The organism is Pseudomonas sp. AC070 (assembly GCF_979258635.1).
Map to the genome: position 1 here is coordinate 3,704,391 of NZ_OZ409871.1, position 21,795 is coordinate 3,726,185.

The following is a 21,795-nucleotide window of genomic DNA, read 5'->3' on the forward strand; positions in this document are numbered from 1 at the left end:
AAGGACTACCGAATGCGTGCCCTCCGTTGTGTCGCCCTGTTGCTCAGCCTCGTTACGCCCATGGCGTTTGCCGATGGCCTGTATCAGGTTGAGCTGATTATTTTCCGCCAGGCCGGCGAGCCGATTCCCGCCAGCCAAACTGCTCCGGATGACTGGGCTGCCGGCGTGCAAGGCAGCGCTGCTGATAACGCACGGGGCACGGCGCTCAATGGCGAAGCTGCCAAGCTGAATCAGAACAACGGCTACACCGTGCTACTGCACCAGGCCTGGCAACAAAGCATGGGCGAGGCGCCGACCAAGATCGCCGTGAACACCGGCAACCAGCAGTTCGGCCACTACCCGGTGGAAGGCACGCTGACCCTCAAACAAGTGCGCTTTGTAGACCTGGACGCCGACTTCTGGATCAACCAGTTCGACGCCACCGGCATGCTCACCGGCAGCGAGCGCCTGAAGCGCACCGCGCGGTTGAAAGCGGGCGAATTGACGTATCTGGATCATTCGAATCTGGGCATGTTGATTCGTATCAGCCCGCTCTAATCCGCGAACACAATTCCCGCGTAGGAGCGGCTTTAGCCGCGATGCTTTGGACCTTTAAAAGCATCGCCGCTAAAGCCGCTCCTACAGGTAAAACGAAAAAGCCCGGCATTTGTGCCGGGCTTTTTAGTGGGCGACGGTTTTAGCTCGCGAACAAATACGCCTCAACATCCATTCCCGCATCGCGCATCTGCGCCAGCTTGTAACGCAAGGTGCGGGGGCTGATGCCTAAACGTTCGGCGGCTTCTTTGCGACGACCGCGTTCGGCGCGCAGGGTGTCGATGATCATTTGGAATTCATGCCGGCGCAGGTCATCGCCCAATGCGCTGCTGTCGCTGCTTTCGTCGTTGATCGGCAACACCGCGTTGCCGCTGCTGATGGGCGTGAGTGTCGGCGTTGGCAGTGGCGCCAGGCCGATGGGGCCGCTCAGGCACAGGTCTTGCGGCTGGATCATGCCGCCGTGCTGCAAGATCAGCGCGCGCTGAATGGCGTTGTCCAACTCACGCACGTTGCCCGGCCATGGGTAACCGGTCAGCGCGCGCTCGGCGTCAGCCGATAAGCGTGCCGGGGCATGGTTCATTTTCTTCGCGTGCTTGGCCAGCAGGCGTTCGGCGAGCGGCAGAATGTCGGCGGTACGCTCGCGCAGCGGACGCCAGCCCAGCGGGAATACCGACAGGCGATAGAACAAATCTTCACGGAACCGCCCCGCCGCCACTTCGCCCGCCAGGTCGCGGTTGCTGGTGGCGAGCACGCGGATGTCCAGCTCAATCGGCTTGCGCGCGCCCACGCGTTCCACTTCTCGCTCTTGCAACACGCGCAGCAGCTTGGCTTGCAGGCCCAAGGGCATCTCGGAAATTTCGTCGAGCAGAATGGTGCCGCCTTCGGCCATTTCGAACTTGCCCGGCTGCGAGGCGACAGCGCCGGTAAAGGCGCCCTTCTCATGACCGAACAGCGTGGCTTCGAGCATGTTGTCGGGAATGGCCGCGCAGTTGATGGCAATAAACGGTTTGCCCGCCCGTGGTGATTGCTGGTGAATGTAGCGCGCCAGCACTTCCTTGCCGGTGCCGGACTCGCCGGAAATCAGCACGGTGGAATCGCTTTGCGCGACGCGCTTGGCCAGTTCCAGCAACTGGCGGCTCGCTGGCTCCAACGCCACCGGACCGTCACCTTCATCTTTACCGACGCGGCCAAGCGCATGGCGCTCGACCAGTTCGAGCAGCGCTTTGGGCTCGAACGGTTTAACCAAATAATCCGCCGCGCCCCGGCGCATGGCATCGACCGCGCGCTCGACCGCGCCAAAGGCGGTCATCAGCAGCACCGGCAATTGCGGATAGCGGCTGCGGATCAGGCCCAGCAGTTGGTGGCCGTCCATGCCCGGCATGTTGACGTCGCTGATGACCATGCAAAACGACTCGCGGCCCAAGGCCGTCAGTCCCGCCTCGGCGCAGTCGACGGCGCAGAAGTCGTGGCCGCCGATCACCAGGGTGTCGGCCAGTGCTTCACGCAGGGCGCGGTCGTCTTCGACCAGTAGAACTTTGCTCGCCATGGGTGGTTACTCCTGAGAAACCAGTGGGGCCGCTGCGATCAGCGGCAATACCAGAATGGCGCAGGTGCCGCGGCCGGGGCGCGAGCGCAGCAGCAGTTCGCCCTGATGGGCGCGCGCCACGGCCTTGACGACCGCCAGGCCAAGGCCGGTGCCGGTGGTTTTAGTGGTGAAGAAGGGTTCACCCAAGCGCGCCATGGTGGTGGCGTCGATGCCGGGGCCGTTGTCGCTGATGCACAGGCGCAGGTTCTGACCACGCACATAGAAGTGAACCTTGAGACTCGCCTCGCGGCCGGCGGCCTGAATGGCGTTTTCCACCAGATTGAGCACGGTGCCGACCAAGGTGTCGCGGTTGCACAACAGCTCGCCGGTATGGGCGTCGCATTGCCAGCGCACGTTCATGCCTTGCACATGGGGCTCAGCGGCCGCACGCAGGGCTTCGTAGAGTTTTTTCGGCGCCAGGCGATCGGGCATCGGCAGTTCGCCACGGGCGAACACCAGCATGTCGCGCACTTGGTGTTCCAGTTCGTGCAGACGCTCTTTAAGGCGGCTGGCGAAACGCTGCTGCTGATCGACCGGCAGCACTTGCTCGGTCAAATGGCTGGCGTAGAGCAACGCGGCAGAAAGCGGGGTGCGAATTTGGTGAGCGAGTGAGGCGACCATACGGCCCAGCGCCGACAAGCGTTCGTGGCGGGCCAGTTGGTCTTGCAGCTGACGGGTTTCTGTCAGGTCGTTCAACAGCACCAGTTGGCCGGGTTCAGCGGAGAGCGAGCGGGTGGCGATAGAGAGGCGGCGACCGTTTTTCAGCGACACTTCGTGGCCATCGTCTTTGCGCGGGGCAAAGTTACGGGCAATCACTTCGCGCCAGAGCATGCCGACCAGCGGCTTACCGAGCAGCGCACAGGCCACCGGGTTGGCCTCGCGCACCACGCCTTGGCCGTCAATAACGATGACGCCGCCGGGCAGCACATCGAGCAGGCTTTGCAGCCGGTGCGCCAGGCGCTCCTTCTCGGCCAGTTCCTGCATGCGCTGCGCGCTGACCAGCGCCAGCTCGCCCTTGAGTTCGGTAACCCGCGCTTCCAACAGGTTGTAGGAGTCACTGAGCTGCGTCGACATTTGGCTGAACATGGCGAACGCCTTCTCAAGCCCTTGGCGGCTGGAGGCCTCGATGTCGTTAGCAGCAGTGCTGGACGTTGGGAGTGCGGTTTGCTTCATGGTTCTCTCTCACCCGGTGAGCCGTCATAAGACGGTCAGTCGAGAGAGAACTAGCAATAGCCGTGCCTAAAAAAATATCCTTATTTTTCAAGGCACTAGTTTGAAGAGAGGAAATTTCGCGTCAATCATCCGACTGTTCGTCATCATCCCGACGACTCATGCCGTACTTGCGCATCTTCTCGACCAGGGTGGTACGACGGATGCGCAAGCGCTCAGCAGCACGGGCCACCACGCCGCCGGCATCGTCCAGCGCTTGCTGGATGAGCCCCTGTTCCAGATTGCCGAGGTAATCCTTCAGGTCGAGACCTTCAGGCGGCAGCATGGCGGTGGTTTCCGGGCCGGACATGTTGCTGTTAAAGGAGAAACGCTCTTCCAGGTCGTCGCGTACGCTGGTGGCCTGTTGGTCGTGTTCGTCTTCAACCTGGCGGAATTTCTTCGGCAGCTCGAGTACGCCGATCACACCGTAGGGATGCATGATCGCCATGCGCTCCACCAGGTTCGCCAGCTCGCGCACGTTGCCAGCCCAGTCGTGGCGGCACAGAGACATGATGGCGGCGGAGTTGAAGCGGATCGAGCCGCGCTTCTCCACTTCCATGCGTGAGATCAGCTCGTTCATGAGCAATGGAATATCTTCCACGCGCTCACGCAACGGCGCCATTTCGATGGGGAACACGTTGAGGCGGTAATAGAGGTCTTCGCGGAAGGTGCCCGCTTCGATCATCGACTCAAGGTTCTTGTGCGTGGCGGCGATGATGCGCACGTCGGCGCTCTGGGTTTTGTTGCTGCCCACGCGCTCGAAGGTGCGTTCTTGCAGCACACGCAACAGCTTCACCTGCATCGGCAGCGGCATGTCGCCGATTTCGTCGAGGAACAAGGTGCCGCCGTTGGCCAGTTCGAAACGCCCTGCCCGGCTGGTGATCGCGCCGGTAAAGGCGCCTTTCTCGTGGCCGAACAGTTCGCTCTCCAGCAGTTCTGCCGGAATGGCGCCGCAGTTAACGGGAACGAATGGCGCATCGCGGCGTTTGGAGTGGTAATGCAGGTTGCGCGCGACCACTTCTTTGCCGGTGCCGGATTCGCCAAGAATCAACACGCTGGCTTCGGTGTCGGCCACTTGCGACATCATCTGCCGCACTTGCTGAATGGCGCGGCTGGTGCCGACCAGGCTGCGGAACAGGTTCGGCTCGCGGGCCCGGGCGCCGCGCGCCTGGTCGTACATTTCGCGGTACACCTGGGCACGGTGCAGGGAGTCGAGCAGTTTGTTGTAGCTGGGCGGCATTTCCAGCGCGCTCAGCACACGGCGGCGCACGTCTTCGGGCCAGTCCGCTGGCGCGGCATCGCCCACCAGCAAGATGGGCAGTTGCTCATCCCAGGCAGCAAGTTGTTTGAGTAATTCGAGGGAGCCACCTTTGCTGGTGACTTCGCCGAGCAGAACGCTCAGCACGTCGCGCGGGCTGTCGAGCTTGTCGACCGTCTCCCGCCAATTCTGGCTGGTGCAAGCCAGATGTTCTTCCCCGAGGAAATTTAGAATTACCGCCAAATCGCGGCGGCGTTCGCTGTTGTCATCGACCAGTAAAATTTTGGTTTCACGCCACATAGTGTCTGGTTCTGATCCGGGGTGTGAAGAAAGCGTCCATCGCAACCACGATAAAATGACGCCAGCAATTGGCCACTAGTAGAGTCAATTTTTTGTACGCAGTCAATTTTATGACGTGTTTTTCTCTACCCAGTTCAACCAGGTAGCACATTGTCTTGAGAATTAACGCAGAGGTTTGTAGCTAACTCCTCTAGACGAAAGGTTAGCTACAAAATTTTGACTAGCCAAACATCTGATAGATCTTGGCGCTTTGATTGGACTTGACCAGCACGGTCAGCTCTTCGCCAACCGCTTCACGCTTGCGTACACAGGCTGCTGTCAGGTGGCGATACACCTCGACCAACGCTTCCATTTGCACACGCAGGGCTTCTTCGATACCGGTGCTGTCGGCCATGGCGGCACTCACCTGCTCGCGGCACGAGGTGTCCAGCGCGCCGATACGCTCCCAATCTTCCTGTTGAAAAGCGTCGATCAGGGCCAGGCGGGTACTTTCGATTTGTTGCAGCATGGAATTCGCCATTTCGTTGTCCTCACCCACCTTACGGTGCAATTGCATCCCAGCCGGACTTCACTTCACGCAGCAGACCCGACACTTCAACCAGTGGCGCTGGGTCGTTGCTTTTGTTGGCTTCGAGCATGCGGGTGATCATGTATTCGTAAACGCGGTCGAGGTTTTGTGCGACTTCGCCGCCCTTGCCCATGTCCAGACCTTCACGCAGGCCGCCCACGATACCGATGGCTTTGCTGATCAGCTCGCCTTTCATCGAGGCCTGGCCGCGCGCCATGGCGCCTTGGGCTTGAGCCAGACGCTCAAGACCGCCCTCCATCAACATCTGGATCAAACGATGGGGAGTTGCTTCAAACACTTGAGACGACACGCTCACTTGCTTGTACTGATTCATCGCCGCCATCGCTCTCATTTTGCAAACCCTCGTGAACCGTTGTTTCGATATTCAAGCTATCGGCGGGTTTCGTGGGAGCTTTAAGCCCGTCCGTACTTTTTCTTCATCAAAAAAAGCTATCGGCCGGGCGAGAATTAGCGGGACTTAATTCTTCTTGACCAGGCCAGGCAAGTTGTCCAGCTGCGACATGAGGCCGGTGCTGGTATTGGTGAGCTGCGACACCAGGGCGTCCATGGCGTTGTACTGTTTGTACAAACGCGTCTGCAACGCGGTCATGCGCAGATCCAAGTCTTCCTGCTGCTTATCGAGACTGGTGATGGTATTGGAAAGTTGGTCGGTGCGCTGCTGCAGAATTCCGCCACCATCGGTGTACGGCTTGAGCTTAGACGTAAGCCGGCTCGCTAGCCCGTCGTCGCCGGTGAAATAAGCGGCGACGCCTTCGTAGTTTTCGCTGATCGCGGTGTCGAGCTTGGCGCTGTTGACCTCCAGCGTGCCGTCGGTCTTGGTGGTGATACCCAGATTGGCCAAGGCCGAAATGGCGCCGCCGTTATCCTGGTTCGATACCAACTCACTGCGGATCGAACTGACCAGCGAGCGCGCCGTGGAGTCGCCCGCGAGCCCAGCTACCACCGGATTGCTGTTAGCAACCGTGGTCACTTTGGTCAGCGAATTCACGGTGCTCATCATCTTGTTGTAAGCGGTGACGAAGTTCTGCACGTTGGCTTTCACGGCCGAGGTGTTATCGGCGACGTTCAACGTCAGCGGCTCGTCGGCTTTGGTAACGCCGGTCAGCTTGATGGTCACGCCATCAATGGCTTTGTCGACGGTGTTCGAGTCGCTCACCACTTCCAGCCCGTCGATCGTCAGCTTGGCGCTCGACGCAGCGGCCAGGGTTTTACCGCCCTTGGCTACGGCGGCGTCGTACTCGGCGGGCGTGGCAAACGTCGTAGGATCCAGCGTAGCGCCGGGGAAGGTCAGGTCTTCGAGCGAGGCATTGCCTGTACCGGTGCTGGTGCCGGTCATGGTGATGTCGTTGCCATCACCCATCTTGGTGCTGCTCAGAACCAGGCGCGAACCCTGACTGTCGGTAACGATGGTGGCGCTCACCCCGGCGGTTTTGCCTTGGGCATTGATGGCGTCACGCACACCGGCAAGGGTGTTGTTGGTGCTGTCGACATTGACGGTCAGCGCTGTGTTGCTGCCGACTTTGATTTCCAGCGAACCGGTGTTGAATTTGGCAGTGCTGCCGCCACTGATCGCCGCAGAAGCAATTTTGCTGCTGCTGGCCAGTTTCGACACTTCAATTTTATAGCTACCCGCGATCGCGCTGGCGCTGCCAGTGGCGCTGAGCGCGGTGGTGTTGGTGGACGTTGCCGATTTGGACAGGAAGCTGGTCGGGCTGTTGAGCAGCGACAGGGCGGTTTGGAACTCGCTCACTGCGCTCTTCAACGAACCGAGCGAGGTCAACTTGGTCGTTGTTTTGGATTCGAGCTTATCGATCTGGTTTTGCTTGGGCGCTTTCTCCGCCGCTACAGAAGCCTTCACGATGTCGTCAATATTTACGCCCGAACCAATGCCAGTTACACCAGCCATCTCGCACCTCCGTCAAAAAAACGTCCCGAATTCCCTATGGGAACGGGTATGGCGAGTTGTACTCAAGAACCGTACCAACTCACGCTTTAGCCTCGAACATGAGGCTGCGAATGTCCTCTAGGCGTTCAGCCAGCTTAAGCAATTCCTCCGAAGGAATCTGCCGCACCAACTTGCCTGAGTCCGTATCGATAACTTTGACAACAACTTCGCCGCTTGAGTCATCGACATTGAAATTCAAACCACGCTTAACCGTTTGCACGAAGGACTGAATGTCAGCAACCGCTGCATCAATACTTCCACTGTCGGCCTGAGCGTCGGAGCTGGTATCCGCACTTGCAGCGGACGCCGTCTGTTTTGCAGCCTGCTGAGCAGACCCTACCGGCACTTGCCCGTCACGAGCTTGTCTGGGCAGAGCGGCAACCGACGTGATATTGGAAACATCCATTTTAGACACCTCACAATGGCCAAATGGGAGGAAGGGTCATCCCCTTCCTCCCACCGATTTTGGCGTCTCTTTCTGCGTTATTGCAGCAGACTGAGAACCGACTGTGGCAGTTGGTTAGCTTGAGCCAGAATCGCGGTACCAGCTTGTTGCAGTACTTGGTTTTTCGACAGCTTTGCAGTTTCAGCAGCGAAGTCAGTGTCTTTGATCCGGCTACGAGCAGCGTCAGCGTTCTCAGAGATGTTCTGCAGGTTGCTGATGGTGTTGTCGAAGCGGTTCTGTACAGCACCGAGGTCCGCACGCTGAGCATCGATGTTTTGCAGTGCGTTGTCGATTACAGCGATTGCACGTTGAGCGCCGTCAGCGGTGGAGATATCCACATCCGAAACGGTGTTCAGGTCGGCAGCCTGGTCGCCAAACACTTCAGTCGAAGTACCGGTGAGGGCGTAGGAGTTCGGCGAGTTCAACTCGACGTACCCGATCGCTTTACCGCCTGCGGCACGAACATCGGTCTCGGCGCTGAAAGTACCGTCAGAACCTTGTGCAGCCAGGTTGATGGTACCGGTCGACGAAGCAGAGTCAGCACCGAAGACAATGTTTTCACCAGTGGCCGAAGTAATGGTCACTTTGTCAGTTTTCGAATCGTAGTTCGCAGTTACGTTCAGCTTACCGGCGTTCGAGTTGATCTGATCAGCCAAACCTTTGGAGTCAGTCACACCGACGATGGCAACCGACTGGCTACCCACGCTCAGCGAGAAGCTGGCAGCGCCGGAAGTGATGTTCACGTCAGCCTGTACAACGTTACGAGCCGAAGCGCTCAGGCCCGAGATGGCGCCGTCGAACTTGCCAGCAATCGATTTGGCGCTGTCGCCGGAGGTTACGGCTACGTCTTTGGTTTGACCGCCACCAACAACGGTGATGGTGTTAGCCGAGAAGCCAGCGCCGCTTGCTGCGATGCTTGCAGACACAGTGCCACCAGCAGCCGAAGCGCCGGCGCTGTCAGTGCTTGCGCCGCCACCGATCTGGTACGAACCCAGCGAGGTAGCAGAAGCATTTTTCAGCGAAACGTCGATGGTTTCGTAAGCGTTGGAACCCACTTGGAAGCTAGTGGTACCGAACGAACCGTCGAGCAGTTTGCGACCACCGAAGGTAGTGGTGTCGGCAATACGGCTCAATTCAGCTTGTTGGGCCGATACTTCTTTTTGCAGAGCGGCACGGTCGGTGTCGCTGTTCGAGCCGTTGGCTGCCTGGATGGACAGGTCACGGATACGCTGCAGAATGTTGGTCGACTGTTGCAGCGCGCCTTCAGCGGTTTGCGACAGAGAGATACCATCGTTGGCGTTACGGGTCGCTACGTTCAGGCCGCTGATCTGGTTGGTCAGACGGTTAGAGATCTGCAGACCGGCAGCGTCGTCTTTGGCGCTGTTGATGCGGTTACCGGTGGACAGACGTTGCAGCGAGGTATTCAGCGAGTTGGACGAAGCGTTCAAGTTACGCTGAGTGTTGAGCGATGCAATGTTCGTGTTAACTGTAAGTGCCATTTGGGCGTCTCCCGAGTACCTAGTATTTGCCTGAGCTTGCGACGTTCAGGGCCTGCAGCTCAGGCGCCCCTAGAATTCGCATTCGAAGTGTTTATCGGCGCTAGTTCTTGGAGCTTTAGCAAAATTTTCAAAAATTTTGCTGGCTGCTTGCTGAACCGGTGCAAACCGCTTCCACACTTTCTGTATCGGCACAGGCCGCAGAACTAAAGGGCTCGATCAAAATTTTTACACGTGGCCAAGCCATCTCCAACGCCTCGCTTACCCACCCAGCCGTTTAAGTGACGCCAATTTTCAAACAAAACCGGCACTTAACAGGGCTGGCTGCCGCATTCACCGTTTTCTGACGCGCATAAAAAAAGGGGCTATCACCGCTGTGAAGCCCCTTCCACGCATTGACGATGAGTCTAGTCGGGCATCCAGGCTTTCGCCCAATTGCTCACATTCTCGCCTTCGAGCATCCAGTCGCGACGAATAATGGTCTGCAAGTCATCGCCCATTTTCGCCGTTGCATCTAAGTCAGCCAGGTGCATGCGAATGGCGTCCATCCAGTCTTTGTAGCGGTTTTTCACCCGCGTCACGGGCAAATCGCCGCGATAGCACACAGCATCGGTACAGATCACCGGGAAACCGAGGAAGCCGTACTCCAGCAATCGCAGGTTGCTCTTGCAGTCGTTGAACTGGTTCTGCTCCAACGGCGCCAGGGCCAGGTCAAGGTTCAACGAGGCAAGAATCGTCGGGTACTTGTCGATGGTCACGCCTGGGTAGTACTCGGTCACGTAGGGCCGCAACTTGTCCGGGCACAGGCCAAAGAACACCCATTCCACTTCATCCGCCAGATGCCGCACTACATCGGCAATCAGTTCCAGATCGCCCGTATGCCCTACCCCACCGGCCCAGCCGACTCGCGGCTTGCGCCCAACGCGGCGCTCGCTGTTCAAACCGTTCCACCAGTTGGTCGGCAGCCGGTTCAGCACCACGCGAATATCGTCATGCATGCCGGCAAGTGCCTCGGCAAGCGGTTGGGTCGACACCACGAAGCGGTCGACCAGCGTCAGCGCTTTGCGCAACGAGCGCAGCACGTCTTTGGGCATATCGGCGCGGTGCACGCTTTTCAGCGGCAGGTTGGGCAGGTAGTCGTCCAGCTCGTACACACGGAACGCGTTCGACAGTTGCTTGATCTCGGCCATCGATTCCAGCTGCGCATCGGTGACCTGGCGCTGGAAGATGATCACATCGCTCTGGAACCGCTCCAACTCCACCGGATGCAGCAGGGTTTCGCTGATTACCCCGTCCGCCACGCCCTCGCGCTGCATGGCGGTGAACGGCTGACGCACCCGGTAATGCCCGCAACCGCCGCGATCGGCCGGGTGCACCAGAATGCGCGGCAGCGGCGCCCGCACAAAGGGTTGCCAGGTGGCGCCACGAATCGGATCCAGCTCGAAGCCTTTATTGGCCAGGGTCAGGTTCGGGTTGTAGGCCGGGTCGCGAGCCAGCAGCGGCAGCCATTTCTGGTACATCGCTGCCTGTTCGCTGCGGAAGCGCTTGAGTTTTTGTTCCTGCGCCAGGGTTTCAACGCCCGACTTCTGGCTGACGCTGCCCTCGTGCAACAGCACCGAGTAAGGCGTCCACACACTCAGGTAGCCGGCCTCGCGCACCTTCAGGCACAGGTCGACGTCGTTGTAGGAAACCTTGAACACCACCTCATCCAGCCCGCCAACCGCGTCGTACACCTCTTTGCGGATGATCAGGCAAGCCGCCGTTACCGCCGAATAGTTCTGGGCCACCAACAGGCGCTGCATGTAACCGGCGCTGTCACCGGCGTCGCCAAGGAACGGATGGTCCGCCGGCCCGCTAAGCCCCAGCACCACACCGGCGTGCTGAATATGGCCGCTGGGGAACAACAGCTTGGCGCCGACGATGCCCACTTCCGGGCGCCGCGCGTGGTTAAGCAATTCATCCAGCCAGTCTTCACGCAGAATCGCCGTGTCGTTGTTCAGCAGCACCAGATACTCGCCACGCGCGACAGCGGCCGCCGCGTTATTGATAGCCGAGAAGTTGAACGGCCCCGGATAACGCACCACGCGAATCTGCTCGCTGTTCAACTGCTCGATGCCCGCCAGCCAGGCTTTGGCTTCTTCGGTTTCGCTGGCGTTGTCGATAATCAGCAGCTCGTAATTCGAGTAAGCGGTTTTCTCCAACAAGGTTTCGACGCAGCGTTGCAGCAACGCCAATTGGTCTTTGGTGGGCACCAGAATGGAAACCAGCGGCCGCTCGGGGTAGTCGTAGCGAATGCGGTTGAAGCCCGGCAATACGCCTTCTTGCATGGTGTGCGGCACACCGAGACGGTCGAGGTGTTCGCTGACCACCGCTGCCGAATGCAGGCGCACCTCGTCACTGGCCAGCCAGCGCGCGAACGGCACCGCGCTGTGGCACAGCACCTCAGCGATATGGCCGACGCTGTCCAAGCCGAAAGACTCGGCGCAACGCAGCTGAAAGTCCTGCAAGGCCAGGCCGTCGAACTGGAACCGCAGCCCGCCCAATTGCTCCAGTGCCTCGCGGGCAATAAACAGCGAGCGCCCGGTGTACGGGTAACTGCGCAGCAAATCGAGGTTGAAGTCGGGTTTGAAAATCGGTGAATGCGCGCCCTGCTCGCCACTGGTGTCTTCGTCGCTGTAATAGCAGCCAGTCGGCGCGGCCACGGCACGGTCCAACAACAATGCCAGCGCGTGGGGTTCCAGCGTATCGCCGGCCGGCAGCACGTACAGCCAATCGGCCGTGCTGGCCACGGCGGCATCGTTAACCTGCTGCCAATCGCCATTCACCACGCGGTGCGGCGCGCCGTGCTGTTGCGTGTTCAGGCTGTCGACCGTCGCTTGCAGCGCCGTCGGTTCGGTGCCCGGCAATGCCAGCACCAGCACCTCAATGCTTGGCACATACGCGCCTTGCAAACGACGTTCGAAGGCAGCGAGCACCTGCGGCGACAGTGTGTGCAGGTAACCGAACGTGGGCTGGCCCACCGCCTTGTTGCTCATTTCATCGAGCAGGCTTTGCAGAAACTCACCGCGCGCTTGCTCCACCGGCGCCTCGACGCCCTGGCCATGGCGGCCGTACAAGCGCCGGAACAGCTCGGGGAAGTTCTTGCGCTCGCGCACGCTCATGCGCTGCTCGGGGCTTTCCTGGCGGATATGCACTTGCACGGTTTGCGCTTGCACGTGCTCCACCGGATAACGCGCCGACAACTTCAGCAGCATGTCCCAGTCTTCCAGCGCTGGCAGCTCAACGTCGAAGCCGCCCACTTCATCCAGCCACTGGCGCGGGTGCGACCAGGCGTTCACCGGAATGAAGTTCTGCACCAGCAAGTTGTCGCGCGAGAACGGGCCGTGCTGCGACGAAGATTGCCGCGAGATCTCCTGGCGCTTGCCGCCTTCCAGCGTTTCCAACACGTACAGCGTGTCGGTGTACACCAGGCGTGGGCCTTGCGCGTGAGCCTCGGCGTGGCGCTGCAAATGCTCTGGCAGCCACATGTCGTCGTCGTCGAGGTAGCACAAGTAGGCGCCTTGAGCCTGGCGAATGCCGCAGTTACGCGCGTTCGACAGCCCGCCGTTACGCCCCAGTGCCAAATAGGTGATAGGGAAGTCGTAACCTTGCAGCACCTGCTCAACCGGCACGCCGGCATCGTTGATCAGAATGACTTCGAAGTCTTTGAAGGTTTGCGCGCTCAGGCTGGCCAGGGCGTCAACCAGCAAATCGGCGCGGTTATAGGTGGTGAGAATGATGGAGAAGGTCGGCCCCTGCTCGCCGGCCTTGAGCGCCTTCGGCCCAAGCAGCGCCGCTTCAATCGCCTGACTGCGTGCGCTGAAGCGCGCTTGCACCTCGGCTGGCGCGCTCTGCATACGCTGGCGATACAGGGCCAGAATCGGCCCGGCCGCCGCGATCATGCGCGGGCGCACGGCGGGGTCGGCCAGGTTCAGTTCAAGAATCTCGGTGTGTTCGGCCAGCGGCTTGTCGCTGCCGTAGAAGCTGTTGGAAATCTGCCCGCCATGCACGCGGTAACCGACGCTGGGCTGACGCAGAAAAACAAAATCTGGTGCCAGCCGCGCCAGACGAATCCACAACTCCCAATCGCCGGCAAGCATGTCGCTGCGGTGAATGGTGCCGTCAGCCTGGGTGATTTGCGCCAATACGCTGCGGCGCAACATGACCGCCGAGGGCGTGATGTAGTTGTCGTAGCTGAGCAGGTCCACCACTTCATCGCGCCCGCCCGAATAGGACTGCGAACGGTGGCCGGGATGTTGCGCGTAGTGAGTAATCGCGCCTTGCTCGTCGATCCAGTTGCACTGCGTGTAACCGAGGCCAGCTTGCGGCGTGCGGTCCAGAGCGGCCACCAAGGAGGCCAGGTGGCCGGGGTACAAGACGTCGTCCGAACCCAGCACCACCACATAACGGCCGCTGCCAGCGGTGACGCATTTGTTGTAGTTGCCGGTCATGCCGAGGTTCTTGGCGTTGACCTCGTAATAAAAGCGCGGGTCCTGGGCGTAGCGCTGCAAGATCTCGACGCTGTTGTCTTTGGAGCAGTCATCGAACACCACCACCTCGAACGTCACGCCCTGCTGGGCGAGAATCGAGTCGATGGTCTGACCGACAAATGCACTGTTGTTGTACGACATGACGGCAACGGTTACATCCACGGCAGTCTGTTCCTCGGCAAACAACGCCTGCGCCCCATGCTGGGCCCGACGCTGGTGATTCAATTCGGCGAAAAATGCAGCGGCTTCGGCGTCCCGGTCGACCGGCACGTGTGCCAGGCGCGCCTGGCGTACCGGCGCATCGGCGGCTAACCAGGCCTGCAATTTTTCGATGGGGATTTCCACGTTCCAGTGGAATACCACTGAGTGGGTGCCGGGTTGACCAACCACCGGCAAATAAACCAAACGCACGCCAACAGCCGCCGCCAAGGCGTGGAAAAACCAGTACCACATCTGCGCGTTGTCTTGGATAAGCATCACCAACGTGCTGCCGCTGGGCATCCACAGCAGGTTGGCAGCCGCCGCGCCGGAGCCGAGCACCGCCAGCTCCATTGATGACAACAGCGCCACCTGCTCGGCGAACGTATGGGTTTCCGGCTGAATCAACGCAAAGCCGTCAGCGCGTAGCGCCTCGGTCAGCGCTTGCTGGTTGACGATGGTGCGGCCGTTTCCACCGGGCGGGCGAATCAGGTACGTCTTGCCGTTCTCGCGGTGCGCCCGTGGCACCCGCGCTTTGATGTAATTGGCCATCCAGGCGATGGCGCTGGGGAACACCTGATACTCGTCACCGGCATACACGTAACCGGCGCGTGGTTCCCAGATATCGGCACTGTCGGAGAAGTGATACAGCACGCCCACATCGCACGCCTGGCCGGCGGGCACGCAGACGGTTCGCTCGCGCGGCCAGAACAGTGCCAGCGAGTCCATGATCGAGGCAGGCAAACCCGCCTCCACCAACACCACGGTTTGCGCATCGAACGCGGCTTGGTTAATCCAGAAAAAACGCGCCAATTTCTCGCTCAGCCAGTGCGCGTAGTTGCCGTTTTCCCAGCCGAAAAATGAAATGGCATGGGCCACCTGCAACGGCTCGCCGGCGCCTGCATAAAAGGCGCAACGACCGTCGTCAGTCAGCTTCAATCCATGCTTTTCGTACCAGCCGACGTTGAGCCGCTCGCGGTTATCGAACGCCACGTCACAGACGTATTCGCCGTTATCCACATCGGCAATGCCGGCCATGCCGGCCACCAGCCGCACTTGATGAAACTCGGCGCTGTATTGGGCATAGGTGCGTTGCGGTGCGCGGCGAACATTGGCGGCAATGGCGAAGTCGACCATCTCCAGCGGCGCGGGCGCCCACGCCGTCGACGGCGCCAGTTCCAGCAAATGTTTGCGGCCCTTGGCGGCGCGTGCAGGAACCAACGCGGCGCTGGCAAATGCACCTTGCAGGTGACTCCACCTTGAAGGTGCAGTAGCAGACATGGATGAAGCTCCGAAATGTAAAACACGCCGCCCACGCTTGCGCAGGCGGCCCACGCATCAGCCTTTGGGCTTGGCGTTTACCGCCTGGGAGAACTGATCGTAGTCGCGGAAATAGTCGGCTTCGCTGAAGTGTTCCGAGGCCAGCACCATGCACACCGAGCCGCTGGAGAAGTTGTCTATCTCGCGCCAGATCATCGGCGGGATGTACAGGCCGTAATAGGAGCGGTTGAGGTGGTATTTGAATTTGGTGCGGCCGTCGTCGAGCAAGATGTCAAAGCTGCCCGACATGGCGATCAGCAATTGATGAAGCTCTTTATGGGCATGGCCGCCACGGTGCGAGCCGCCCGGTACGTCGTACAGGTAGTAAACACGCTTGATATCGAAGGGGATGTGTTGATTCCCCTCGATAAAGGTCAAGTTGCCGCGCCGGTCTTCAATGATCGGCAGATCGACAATTTTGCAGTGCTGTAGAGACATGAGCGCTCCGAATCCGTATGGAAACCATCAAACCAATTTCGACCACGCGTACCCGTCAAAAAATTAGCAGTGATAGCCGTTGCCAGCTGCAAAGCAAAACTTGCACCACTTTGCCGGCGCCCGCAGGCGCTTAGCCGCTGAAGCTGTTACACGCCTCGATAACCGCGTGCTGATGGGCTGCCGGTAGGCCGGGGTATAACGGCAGGCTCAACACCTGCGCCGCCAGCTCGTCGGAGATGGGAAAGCTCAGTTGGGCAAATTCGCTGTAGGCGGCCTGGCGGTGAATCGGCACGGGGTAGTGAATCAGGCTCGGCACGCCGCTGCGCTCCAGGTGCGCCTGCAACTGCTCACGCGCCTGGGTGCGAACCACGAACTGATGCCAGACATGGCTGCCGGCCACCGCTGGCGCTTGGGGCAGCACCAGCAGCGGGTTGCGAATGTGGCTCAGGTAATGCTTGGCGATGGCCTGACGCGCCTGCGCGTCGCTCTGTACGCTGGGCAATTTCACCCGCAGCAGGGCCGCTTGCAGTTCATCCAGGCGCGAGTTCACGCCTTGCACGTCGTGAACGTATTTGCGCGTAGAGCCATAGCTGCGCAGCTTGCGCACTTGCTCGGCCAAACGGTCGTCGCCGGTCGTCACGGCACCGGCGTCCCCGAGGGCACCGAGGTTTTTCACGGGAAAGAAACTGAAGCCCGCCGCATGACCAAACGCACCGGCTTGCCGACCCAGCGCGTCCACCGCGCCATGGGCTTGGGCGGAGTCTTCGATCAGCAGCAGGTCGTGCTCGCTAGCCAGGGTTTGCAAAGCGTCCATGTCCGCCAACTGACCGTATAAATGCACGGCAATGATGGCGGCGGTGCGCGGGCCAATGGCGGCTTTTACCGCCTGCGGATCAATGTTGAACGTCGCCGCATCGGGCTCCACCAGCACCGGCGTCAGGCCCGCTCCGCTCACCGCCAGGGCCGTGGCGATAAAGCTGTTGTTGGGCAGAATGACCTCGTCGCGGTCATCGAAACGGCCGAGGTTTTTATAGCCGCGCAATATCAGTGTCAGCGCGTCCAGACCGTTACCCACGCCAATGGCATGGGGCACGCCGCACGCTTGGGCGTATTCGGTTTCGAACGCTGCCACCTCGGCACCCAACACATACCAGCCCGAGCGCAGCACGCGTTGAAACGCGTCGGTCAGCGCCTGTTCGTCGCGCAGATTGAGCGCAGCTACATCAAGGAAAGGAAACATATCAATCGCCTAGATAACGCACCACGCGTGCGGGGTTGCCGACTACCAGCGCATGGTCTGGCACATCGTGGGTGACCACCGCACCGGCGCCCACCATGGCGCCGGCACCGATGGAGATACCGGGAAGAATAATGGCCCCGGCACCAATGGACGCGCCCTGATGCACATGGGTTTGCGGGAAGCTGTCGGGGTATTGTTTCGAGCGTGGCAGCAGGTCGTTGGTGAAGGTGGCGTTGGGGCCGATGAACACGTCGTCAGCGATGCGTAAACCGTCCCACAAATACACCCCGCATTTCACCGTTACCCGGTCGCCAACCACCACGTCGTTTTCGATCAGGCAGTGGGCGTTGATGTTGCAATCGCGGCCGATTTGGGCGCGCGGCAGAATCACTACGTACTGCCACACCGTGGTGCCATCGCCAATCTGCTGGCTGTGAACGTCTGCCAAAGGATGAATCGAAGCCATGCGCGCGGTGCCTTGCTGGAGGTGGGGTTGAGGTTAGCAAGCCGTCGCAGGCTCGTCACGGACGGCGCCTCGCCACGGCGCTTTTTTTCAGTAAGATGAGCCTCCGCACCCGCCCGGACTGGATGGCATGGCTAACGACCTCGACCGCATCGGTTTTCTGATTCACAACATCGAAATGTTCAACCACTACCGCGCGGTGTGGCAGCACCTTCCGGCCGGCAGTGTGGAAGTGGCGGTGACCGGACAGCTCAAAGACCATCAAACCATCATCGACACCTGCGAGCGCGAGCAATTGCCCTGGCGTGCAGCCAGCGAGCTGCTCGCGCAGAAACAGCGCTACGACATTCTGGTGTCCAGTTTTCCCCAGCATTACGAACGCGGTAGCGACTCGCCCTACCTCACCCAGTCCATCGGCCGGCACAACCTGCGCTTCATGTACGCCACCGGCAAAGCGGGCTGGAATTTCCAGCAGTGGAACGAGGTGTACGACGCCGTGCTGTGCTTCGGACCGTACCAGGCCGAGCAGCTGGCGTTCTGCAGCAACACGCTGAAAGTGCAGATGGGCTACCCGCGTTTCGACCGCTTTTTCAACCAGCCGCTGGACCGCGCCGCGCGGCTTACCGAGCTGGGCTGCGACCCCACCCGCAAAACCGTGGTGTGGCTGCCGACGTGGAAAACCTTGTGCTCGATCGATCTGTTCGTTAGCGCCATCGCCGCGCTGCAAGACCGCTATAACGTGATCGTTAAACCGCACCCCATCACCATTACCGACGAGCCCGCGCGCATGCGTCAGCTCGACGTGATCAACACCTGCATCCGCGAACACATCGACAACGTCGAGCTGTTTCAGCTCGCCGACTTTTTGCTGTGCGACTACGGCGGCTCCGCCTTCGGCGGCATCTATACCGACCGCAACGTGCTGCTGCTGGACATGCCCCACGCCGAAAGCGACCCGCTGGTGGGCAAAGACTCCTCAGATATCTGGCTGCGCAAAGTGATGCCGCACATCAGCGCCGAACAGGTCGAGCAATTACCCGACCTGCTGGCCGACGAGCACCTGTGGGCACAGCAACGCGGCGTACGCCAGCAGCTGAGCCAATACTTCTTCGCGCCCTTCCATGGCTTTGCCGCGAACGTGGCCGCCCTGGCTATCGCCAACAGCCCGAAAATGCTCAACAAAGGGCGCTAACAGCATGGTCATCTGGTTAATCGGTTTGTCTGGCTCGGGCAAAACTACCTTGGGCCGCGAGATCGCCCAACAGTGGAAGCAACAACAGCCCAACACCGTGCTGGTGGATGGCGATGAAGTGCGGCGCATCTTCCGCCAGGATCTCGCCGCCGCCGACTACAGCATGGCCGGGCGGCGGACCAACGCCGAGCGCATTTTCGAGTTGTGCGCCTGGCTCGACGCCCAACAGATCAACGTGGTGTGCAGCATCCTCTCGATTTTCCCCGACCTGCGGGCGAAAAACCGCGAACACTTCCAGCGCTACTTCGAGGTGTACCTCAACCCGCCGTTCGACACCTTGGTGCAGCGCGACACCAAAGGCCTGTACGCCAAGGCCCTGGCAGGCGAAATGAGCGACATGGTCGGCGTAGACATTCCCTTCCCGGCGCCCACCCACGCGGACCTGGAAATCGACACCAGCGCCACGGCCGACATCAGCGCCCTGGCCCGCGACATTCTCAAGCAGGCGCAGAGCATCCCATGAGCACCCCGCCCTACCCTTACAGCCAGGGCGAACGCCTGGAAGAGCGCAACACCTATTTCTACAGCGCCTACCACGGCCAACCGTTTTTTGCCGCGTGGCGCGCCAGCCGCGAACAGGCGTTGGCCAACTTGCCGCCGGCCCAGCCCTGGGCGCCGAAGGCCAGCGGCGTGACGCTCAATAGCGAGCACGGCTACGACACCCAAGCACTGCTAAACCTGCTGCTCACCAGCGACCTCAGCGCGCCGGCCCATCGCCGTTTCGCCGAACAGCTGCTGCAACGCTTCGAGGTCAGCAAACGCCTGTACCGTCACTACACGCCCGCATTCAAAGCGGTGCTCGACAGCGGTTACGACGACCTGTCGCTGTATGTGCAATTCGCCGCGCTGTGCCTGGCCATGCAGGCGCAACCGAACGCTTTGCCGTTTCTCAATGGCCTGCTGAAAAGCCTCGACACGCTGATTGCCGTCCACGCGAGCTGCCCGGCCGAACTCGGCGCCCACCTGGCGTGGTTGATTGCCGGCGAAGCGCGATGGGTCGAGGCGCTGGCCCAGCAAGTGAAGGTGCCATTGCACGCAGGAGATCAGCCGTGAGCCGACTGAACAACGTGGTCATGATCGCGGCCCACAGCGCCCGTTCGCAGGCGTACCTGCAAACCCTGTTGGCCAACAACCTGGCGCCGGCCCATGTGCTGCTGCTCGGCGAGGCCAACGCGCCCACCGCCACTGAGCCGACGCCCCAGCCGGCCGAGCATCTGCATGGCGTGTTGCTGCCCGATTTGAACATCTCGCTGGAAACCAGCCTGGCCGCTGCCGGCATTGCCTTCAGCCAGTTGGACACGCGCGACATCAATGCTCCCGCCGTGCGTGAACAGGTGCAGGCGTTGCAGCCCAGGGTGATTATTTTCTCGGGCTACGGCGGGCAACTGGTCGGTGCCGAGCTGATCGACTTGGGCATCCCGCTGCTGCATGTGCACAGCGGTTGGCTGCCGGACTATCGCGGCAGCACCACGGCCTATTACAGCCTGTTGGAAGAAGGTCGCTGCGCCGCCAGTGCGCTGATTCTCGACAAGCAGATCGACACCGGCCCGGTGCTGGCGCGCAAGCATTACCCGGCGCCGCCGATGGGCACCGACATCGACCGCCGCTACGACACGGCCATTCGCGCCGACCTGTTATTGCAGGTGCTCCGCGCCTACCAAGCCACCGGCGAGTTGGCCATAGAGATGCAACAAGAGGTGGAGCACGGCAACACCTACTACGTGATCCACCCGGTGCTCAAACACTTGGCCCTGCTGAGCTTACCGGCCGCCGAGCAGCCTTAGGCGAACGGCGTGCCGCTGAATTCGTAGCGCAGGCGCGCCTGGGCGAGGTTCATTTGCCGCGTCACTGCGGCAAGCACAGCCGGGCGCCGACGCAGCACCACGAACAGTTTGTCGATGTCTTGCGTGGGCACGAAGGCGCGGGTCATTTTGCTGTCGACCAGCTCGAAGTAGCGCTCCATCACCTCGAACTTGGCGTCCAGGTCGCCGTCATCGCCGGGTGCGCCAGCGCCCGGACCAAACACGTTGTGGCTCTCGAACAACAGCCAACCGTCATCGGCGGTGAGCTGCCACAGCTTGGCGACAAAGCTCTCAAACTCCACCGACAAATTGCCATCGATGGTGCAATGGTTGGCGAACGACAGCACCACGTCGTAACGCTGGCGTGGCTGCCAGGTGGTGAAGTCGGCCACCTCGTAGTGCACGTTGTGCTGGGCCACGGCAGCCGCCGTGGTGCGGCCGATTTCCACCAGGAATGGGTTGTACTCCACCGCATCGACATGGCCGGCATGACGCGCCAGTTCGATGGCCATAAAGCCGTTGTTGCAGCCGATCTCCAGCACGCTCATACCGGCGCGCAGCCACGGCATAAAACCGTAGCCGGCCAGGCGCTCCTGCGTGGGTTTCACCCCGGCCAGGCCGATGCGCTCGTAGCCCTGATACGCATAACCACTGCAATAAGGTTTGCCCCATTGCTGCACTTGCATATGCAGCAAGCCAAACAAGCGGTCGAGCAGGCCGATACGCTCAGGCGCGACTAACTGCGTGACCACCACGTCGCGCCAGGTGTAATAACGCGCCAGAAAGGCGAAGTTCTGGTCGGCCTCGACAGGGAACGTGCTCAGGTGCTGCAACAGATCGTGCATCAGCGTGCCCGGCACCTGCGCATCGCCCTGCTCCATCACCCACTGCGCGCTGGTGGTTTCCACCTCGGCTGCCAAGCCGGGCACCCACAGCTGAGTCAGAAGATTGCGGGTCAGGGCTTGCAGTTGCGGATGCTCGGCGCAGGTTTGCGGCCACAGAAAACCGAGGTACACCGGGTTTAGTAGCACGCGCAGGCACAGCCCTTCCCATAGCGCATCGGCGTCTTCCTGACTGAGGCTGGCCAGGCGTTGGCGCGCGTGCTGCTCAAGGGGGTCAAGCGGGCGCGGGATGCGGTCCAGAATCTGCGAAACGATGTGCAGCGGAAAGTGCAGTGCCATGAACAGCCTCG

Annotated in this window: 18 protein-coding genes; 5 read left to right on the forward strand and 13 right to left on the reverse strand. The window is 60.7% G+C overall.

Going from position 1 to position 21,795, the window contains the following annotated elements; genetic code table 11:
- Positions 1–12: 12 nt before the first annotated feature.
- Positions 13–537, forward strand: coding sequence for a CsiV family protein (locus ACZZ0Q_RS16650; protein WP_463541528.1), 525 nt, complete (start codon positions 13–15; stop codon positions 535–537).
- 139 nt (positions 538–676) lie between these two features.
- Here ACZZ0Q_RS16650 and ACZZ0Q_RS16655 read toward each other — a convergent pair whose 3' ends face one another.
- From ACZZ0Q_RS16655 to ACZZ0Q_RS16710, 12 genes are all read right to left on the reverse strand, one after another.
- A complete protein-coding gene (locus tag ACZZ0Q_RS16655; RefSeq protein WP_463541527.1) occupies positions 677–2,080 on the reverse strand; it encodes a sigma-54-dependent transcriptional regulator in 1,404 nt (467 codons plus the stop codon).
- Positions 2,081–2,086: 6 nt separating this feature from the next.
- Positions 2,087–3,292 (reverse strand): sensor histidine kinase, encoded by a 1,206-nt coding sequence (locus tag ACZZ0Q_RS16660; RefSeq protein ID WP_463541526.1) that lies wholly within the window; start codon positions 3,290–3,292, stop codon positions 2,087–2,089.
- Between the two features lie 121 nt (positions 3,293–3,413).
- The gene (locus ACZZ0Q_RS16665; protein ID WP_463541525.1) at positions 3,414–4,886 is read right to left on the reverse strand and encodes a sigma-54-dependent transcriptional regulator; all 1,473 of its coding nucleotides are present in this window, start codon (positions 4,884–4,886) and stop codon (positions 3,414–3,416) included.
- A 220-nt stretch (positions 4,887–5,106) separates the two neighbouring features.
- Entirely contained in the window at positions 5,107–5,406 is a 300-nt protein-coding gene (locus tag ACZZ0Q_RS16670; protein WP_463541524.1) for a flagellar protein FliT, read from the reverse strand.
- Between the two features lie 19 nt (positions 5,407–5,425).
- Positions 5,426–5,806, reverse strand: coding sequence for a flagellar export chaperone FliS (gene fliS / locus ACZZ0Q_RS16675; protein ID WP_122492518.1), 381 nt, complete (start codon positions 5,804–5,806; stop codon positions 5,426–5,428).
- A 126-nt stretch (positions 5,807–5,932) separates the two neighbouring features.
- On the reverse strand, positions 5,933–7,381 hold the full coding sequence (gene fliD / locus ACZZ0Q_RS16680; RefSeq protein WP_463541523.1) for a flagellar filament capping protein FliD: 1,449 nt from the start codon (positions 7,379–7,381) through the stop codon (positions 5,933–5,935).
- A 79-nt stretch (positions 7,382–7,460) separates the two neighbouring features.
- Positions 7,461–7,826, reverse strand: coding sequence for a flagellar protein FlaG (locus tag ACZZ0Q_RS16685; RefSeq protein WP_122492520.1), 366 nt, complete (start codon positions 7,824–7,826; stop codon positions 7,461–7,463).
- Between the two features lie 77 nt (positions 7,827–7,903).
- A complete protein-coding gene (locus ACZZ0Q_RS16690; protein WP_122492521.1) occupies positions 7,904–9,364 on the reverse strand; it encodes a flagellin in 1,461 nt (486 codons plus the stop codon).
- A gap of 404 nt (positions 9,365–9,768) precedes the next feature.
- Entirely contained in the window at positions 9,769–15,369 is a 5,601-nt protein-coding gene (locus ACZZ0Q_RS16695) for a glycosyltransferase (protein WP_463541522.1), read from the reverse strand.
- A 57-nt stretch (positions 15,370–15,426) separates the two neighbouring features.
- A complete protein-coding gene (locus tag ACZZ0Q_RS16700) occupies positions 15,427–15,846 on the reverse strand; it encodes a sugar 3,4-ketoisomerase (protein WP_463541521.1) in 420 nt (139 codons plus the stop codon).
- Between the two features lie 130 nt (positions 15,847–15,976).
- Positions 15,977–17,086, reverse strand: a complete 1,110-nt coding sequence (locus ACZZ0Q_RS16705) for a DegT/DnrJ/EryC1/StrS family aminotransferase (protein WP_463541520.1) — start codon at positions 17,084–17,086, stop codon at positions 15,977–15,979.
- Between the two features lies 1 nt (position 17,087).
- Positions 17,088–17,552, reverse strand: a complete 465-nt coding sequence (locus ACZZ0Q_RS16710) for an acyltransferase (protein WP_122492525.1) — start codon at positions 17,550–17,552, stop codon at positions 17,088–17,090.
- 127 nt (positions 17,553–17,679) lie between these two features.
- On the opposite strand from ACZZ0Q_RS16710, the gene ACZZ0Q_RS16715 reads away from it, so the two are divergent.
- The 4 genes from ACZZ0Q_RS16715 to ACZZ0Q_RS16730 are packed head-to-tail and all read left to right on the forward strand — an operon-like array spanning position 17,680 to position 20,585.
- On the forward strand, positions 17,680–18,741 hold the full coding sequence (locus ACZZ0Q_RS16715; protein WP_463541519.1) for a CDP-glycerol glycerophosphotransferase family protein: 1,062 nt from the start codon (positions 17,680–17,682) through the stop codon (positions 18,739–18,741).
- A 4-nt stretch (positions 18,742–18,745) separates the two neighbouring features.
- Entirely contained in the window at positions 18,746–19,264 is a 519-nt protein-coding gene (locus ACZZ0Q_RS16720) for an adenylyl-sulfate kinase (RefSeq protein WP_463541518.1), read from the forward strand.
- Complete coding sequence (locus ACZZ0Q_RS16725; protein WP_463560768.1) at positions 19,261–19,854, forward strand: hypothetical protein; 594 nt, start codon at positions 19,261–19,263, stop codon at positions 19,852–19,854. The genes ACZZ0Q_RS16720 and ACZZ0Q_RS16725 overlap by 4 nt, the downstream gene beginning before the upstream one ends.
- Positions 19,851–20,585: a formyltransferase family protein gene (locus tag ACZZ0Q_RS16730; RefSeq protein WP_463541516.1), complete on the forward strand. Its 735-nt coding sequence runs from the start codon at positions 19,851–19,853 to the stop codon at positions 20,583–20,585. The genes ACZZ0Q_RS16725 and ACZZ0Q_RS16730 overlap by 4 nt, the downstream gene beginning before the upstream one ends.
- On the opposite strand, the gene ACZZ0Q_RS16735 is transcribed toward ACZZ0Q_RS16730, so the two are convergent.
- Positions 20,582–21,784, reverse strand: coding sequence for a class I SAM-dependent methyltransferase (locus ACZZ0Q_RS16735; protein WP_463541515.1), 1,203 nt, complete (start codon positions 21,782–21,784; stop codon positions 20,582–20,584). The genes ACZZ0Q_RS16730 and ACZZ0Q_RS16735 overlap by 4 nt on opposite strands.
- Between the last annotated feature and the right edge of the window lie 11 nt (positions 21,785–21,795).

Bases quoted from the DNA above. Each gene is read 5' to 3' on its own strand.
- ACZZ0Q_RS16710 (WP_122492525.1), bottom strand. From the start codon at position 17,552: ATGGCTTCGATTCATCCTTTGGCAGACGTTCACAGCCAGCAGATTGGC.
- ACZZ0Q_RS16650 (WP_463541528.1), top strand. From the start codon at position 13: ATGCGTGCCCTCCGTTGTGTCGCCCTGTTGCTCAGCCTCGTTACGCCC.
- ACZZ0Q_RS16720 (WP_463541518.1), top strand. From the start codon at position 18,746: ATGGTCATCTGGTTAATCGGTTTGTCTGGCTCGGGCAAAACTACCTTG.
- ACZZ0Q_RS16655 (WP_463541527.1), bottom strand. From the start codon at position 2,080: ATGGCGAGCAAAGTTCTACTGGTCGAAGACGACCGCGCCCTGCGTGAA.
- fliS (WP_122492518.1), bottom strand. From the start codon at position 5,806: ATGAGAGCGATGGCGGCGATGAATCAGTACAAGCAAGTGAGCGTGTCG.
- ACZZ0Q_RS16695 (WP_463541522.1), bottom strand. From the start codon at position 15,369: ATGTCTGCTACTGCACCTTCAAGGTGGAGTCACCTGCAAGGTGCATTT.
- fliD (WP_463541523.1), bottom strand. From the start codon at position 7,381: ATGGCTGGTGTAACTGGCATTGGTTCGGGCGTAAATATTGACGACATC.
- ACZZ0Q_RS16700 (WP_463541521.1), bottom strand. From the start codon at position 15,846: ATGTCTCTACAGCACTGCAAAATTGTCGATCTGCCGATCATTGAAGAC.
- ACZZ0Q_RS16725 (WP_463560768.1), top strand. From the start codon at position 19,261: ATGAGCACCCCGCCCTACCCTTACAGCCAGGGCGAACGCCTGGAAGAG.
- ACZZ0Q_RS16685 (WP_122492520.1), bottom strand. From the start codon at position 7,826: ATGGATGTTTCCAATATCACGTCGGTTGCCGCTCTGCCCAGACAAGCT.
- ACZZ0Q_RS16715 (WP_463541519.1), top strand. From the start codon at position 17,680: ATGGCTAACGACCTCGACCGCATCGGTTTTCTGATTCACAACATCGAA.
- ACZZ0Q_RS16660 (WP_463541526.1), bottom strand. From the start codon at position 3,292: ATGAAGCAAACCGCACTCCCAACGTCCAGCACTGCTGCTAACGACATC.
- ACZZ0Q_RS16665 (WP_463541525.1), bottom strand. From the start codon at position 4,886: ATGTGGCGTGAAACCAAAATTTTACTGGTCGATGACAACAGCGAACGC.
- ACZZ0Q_RS16690 (WP_122492521.1), bottom strand. From the start codon at position 9,364: ATGGCACTTACAGTTAACACGAACATTGCATCGCTCAACACTCAGCGT.
- ACZZ0Q_RS16705 (WP_463541520.1), bottom strand. From the start codon at position 17,086: ATGTTTCCTTTCCTTGATGTAGCTGCGCTCAATCTGCGCGACGAACAG.
- ACZZ0Q_RS16670 (WP_463541524.1), bottom strand. From the start codon at position 5,406: ATGGCGAATTCCATGCTGCAACAAATCGAAAGTACCCGCCTGGCCCTG.
- ACZZ0Q_RS16735 (WP_463541515.1), bottom strand. From the start codon at position 21,784: ATGGCACTGCACTTTCCGCTGCACATCGTTTCGCAGATTCTGGACCGC.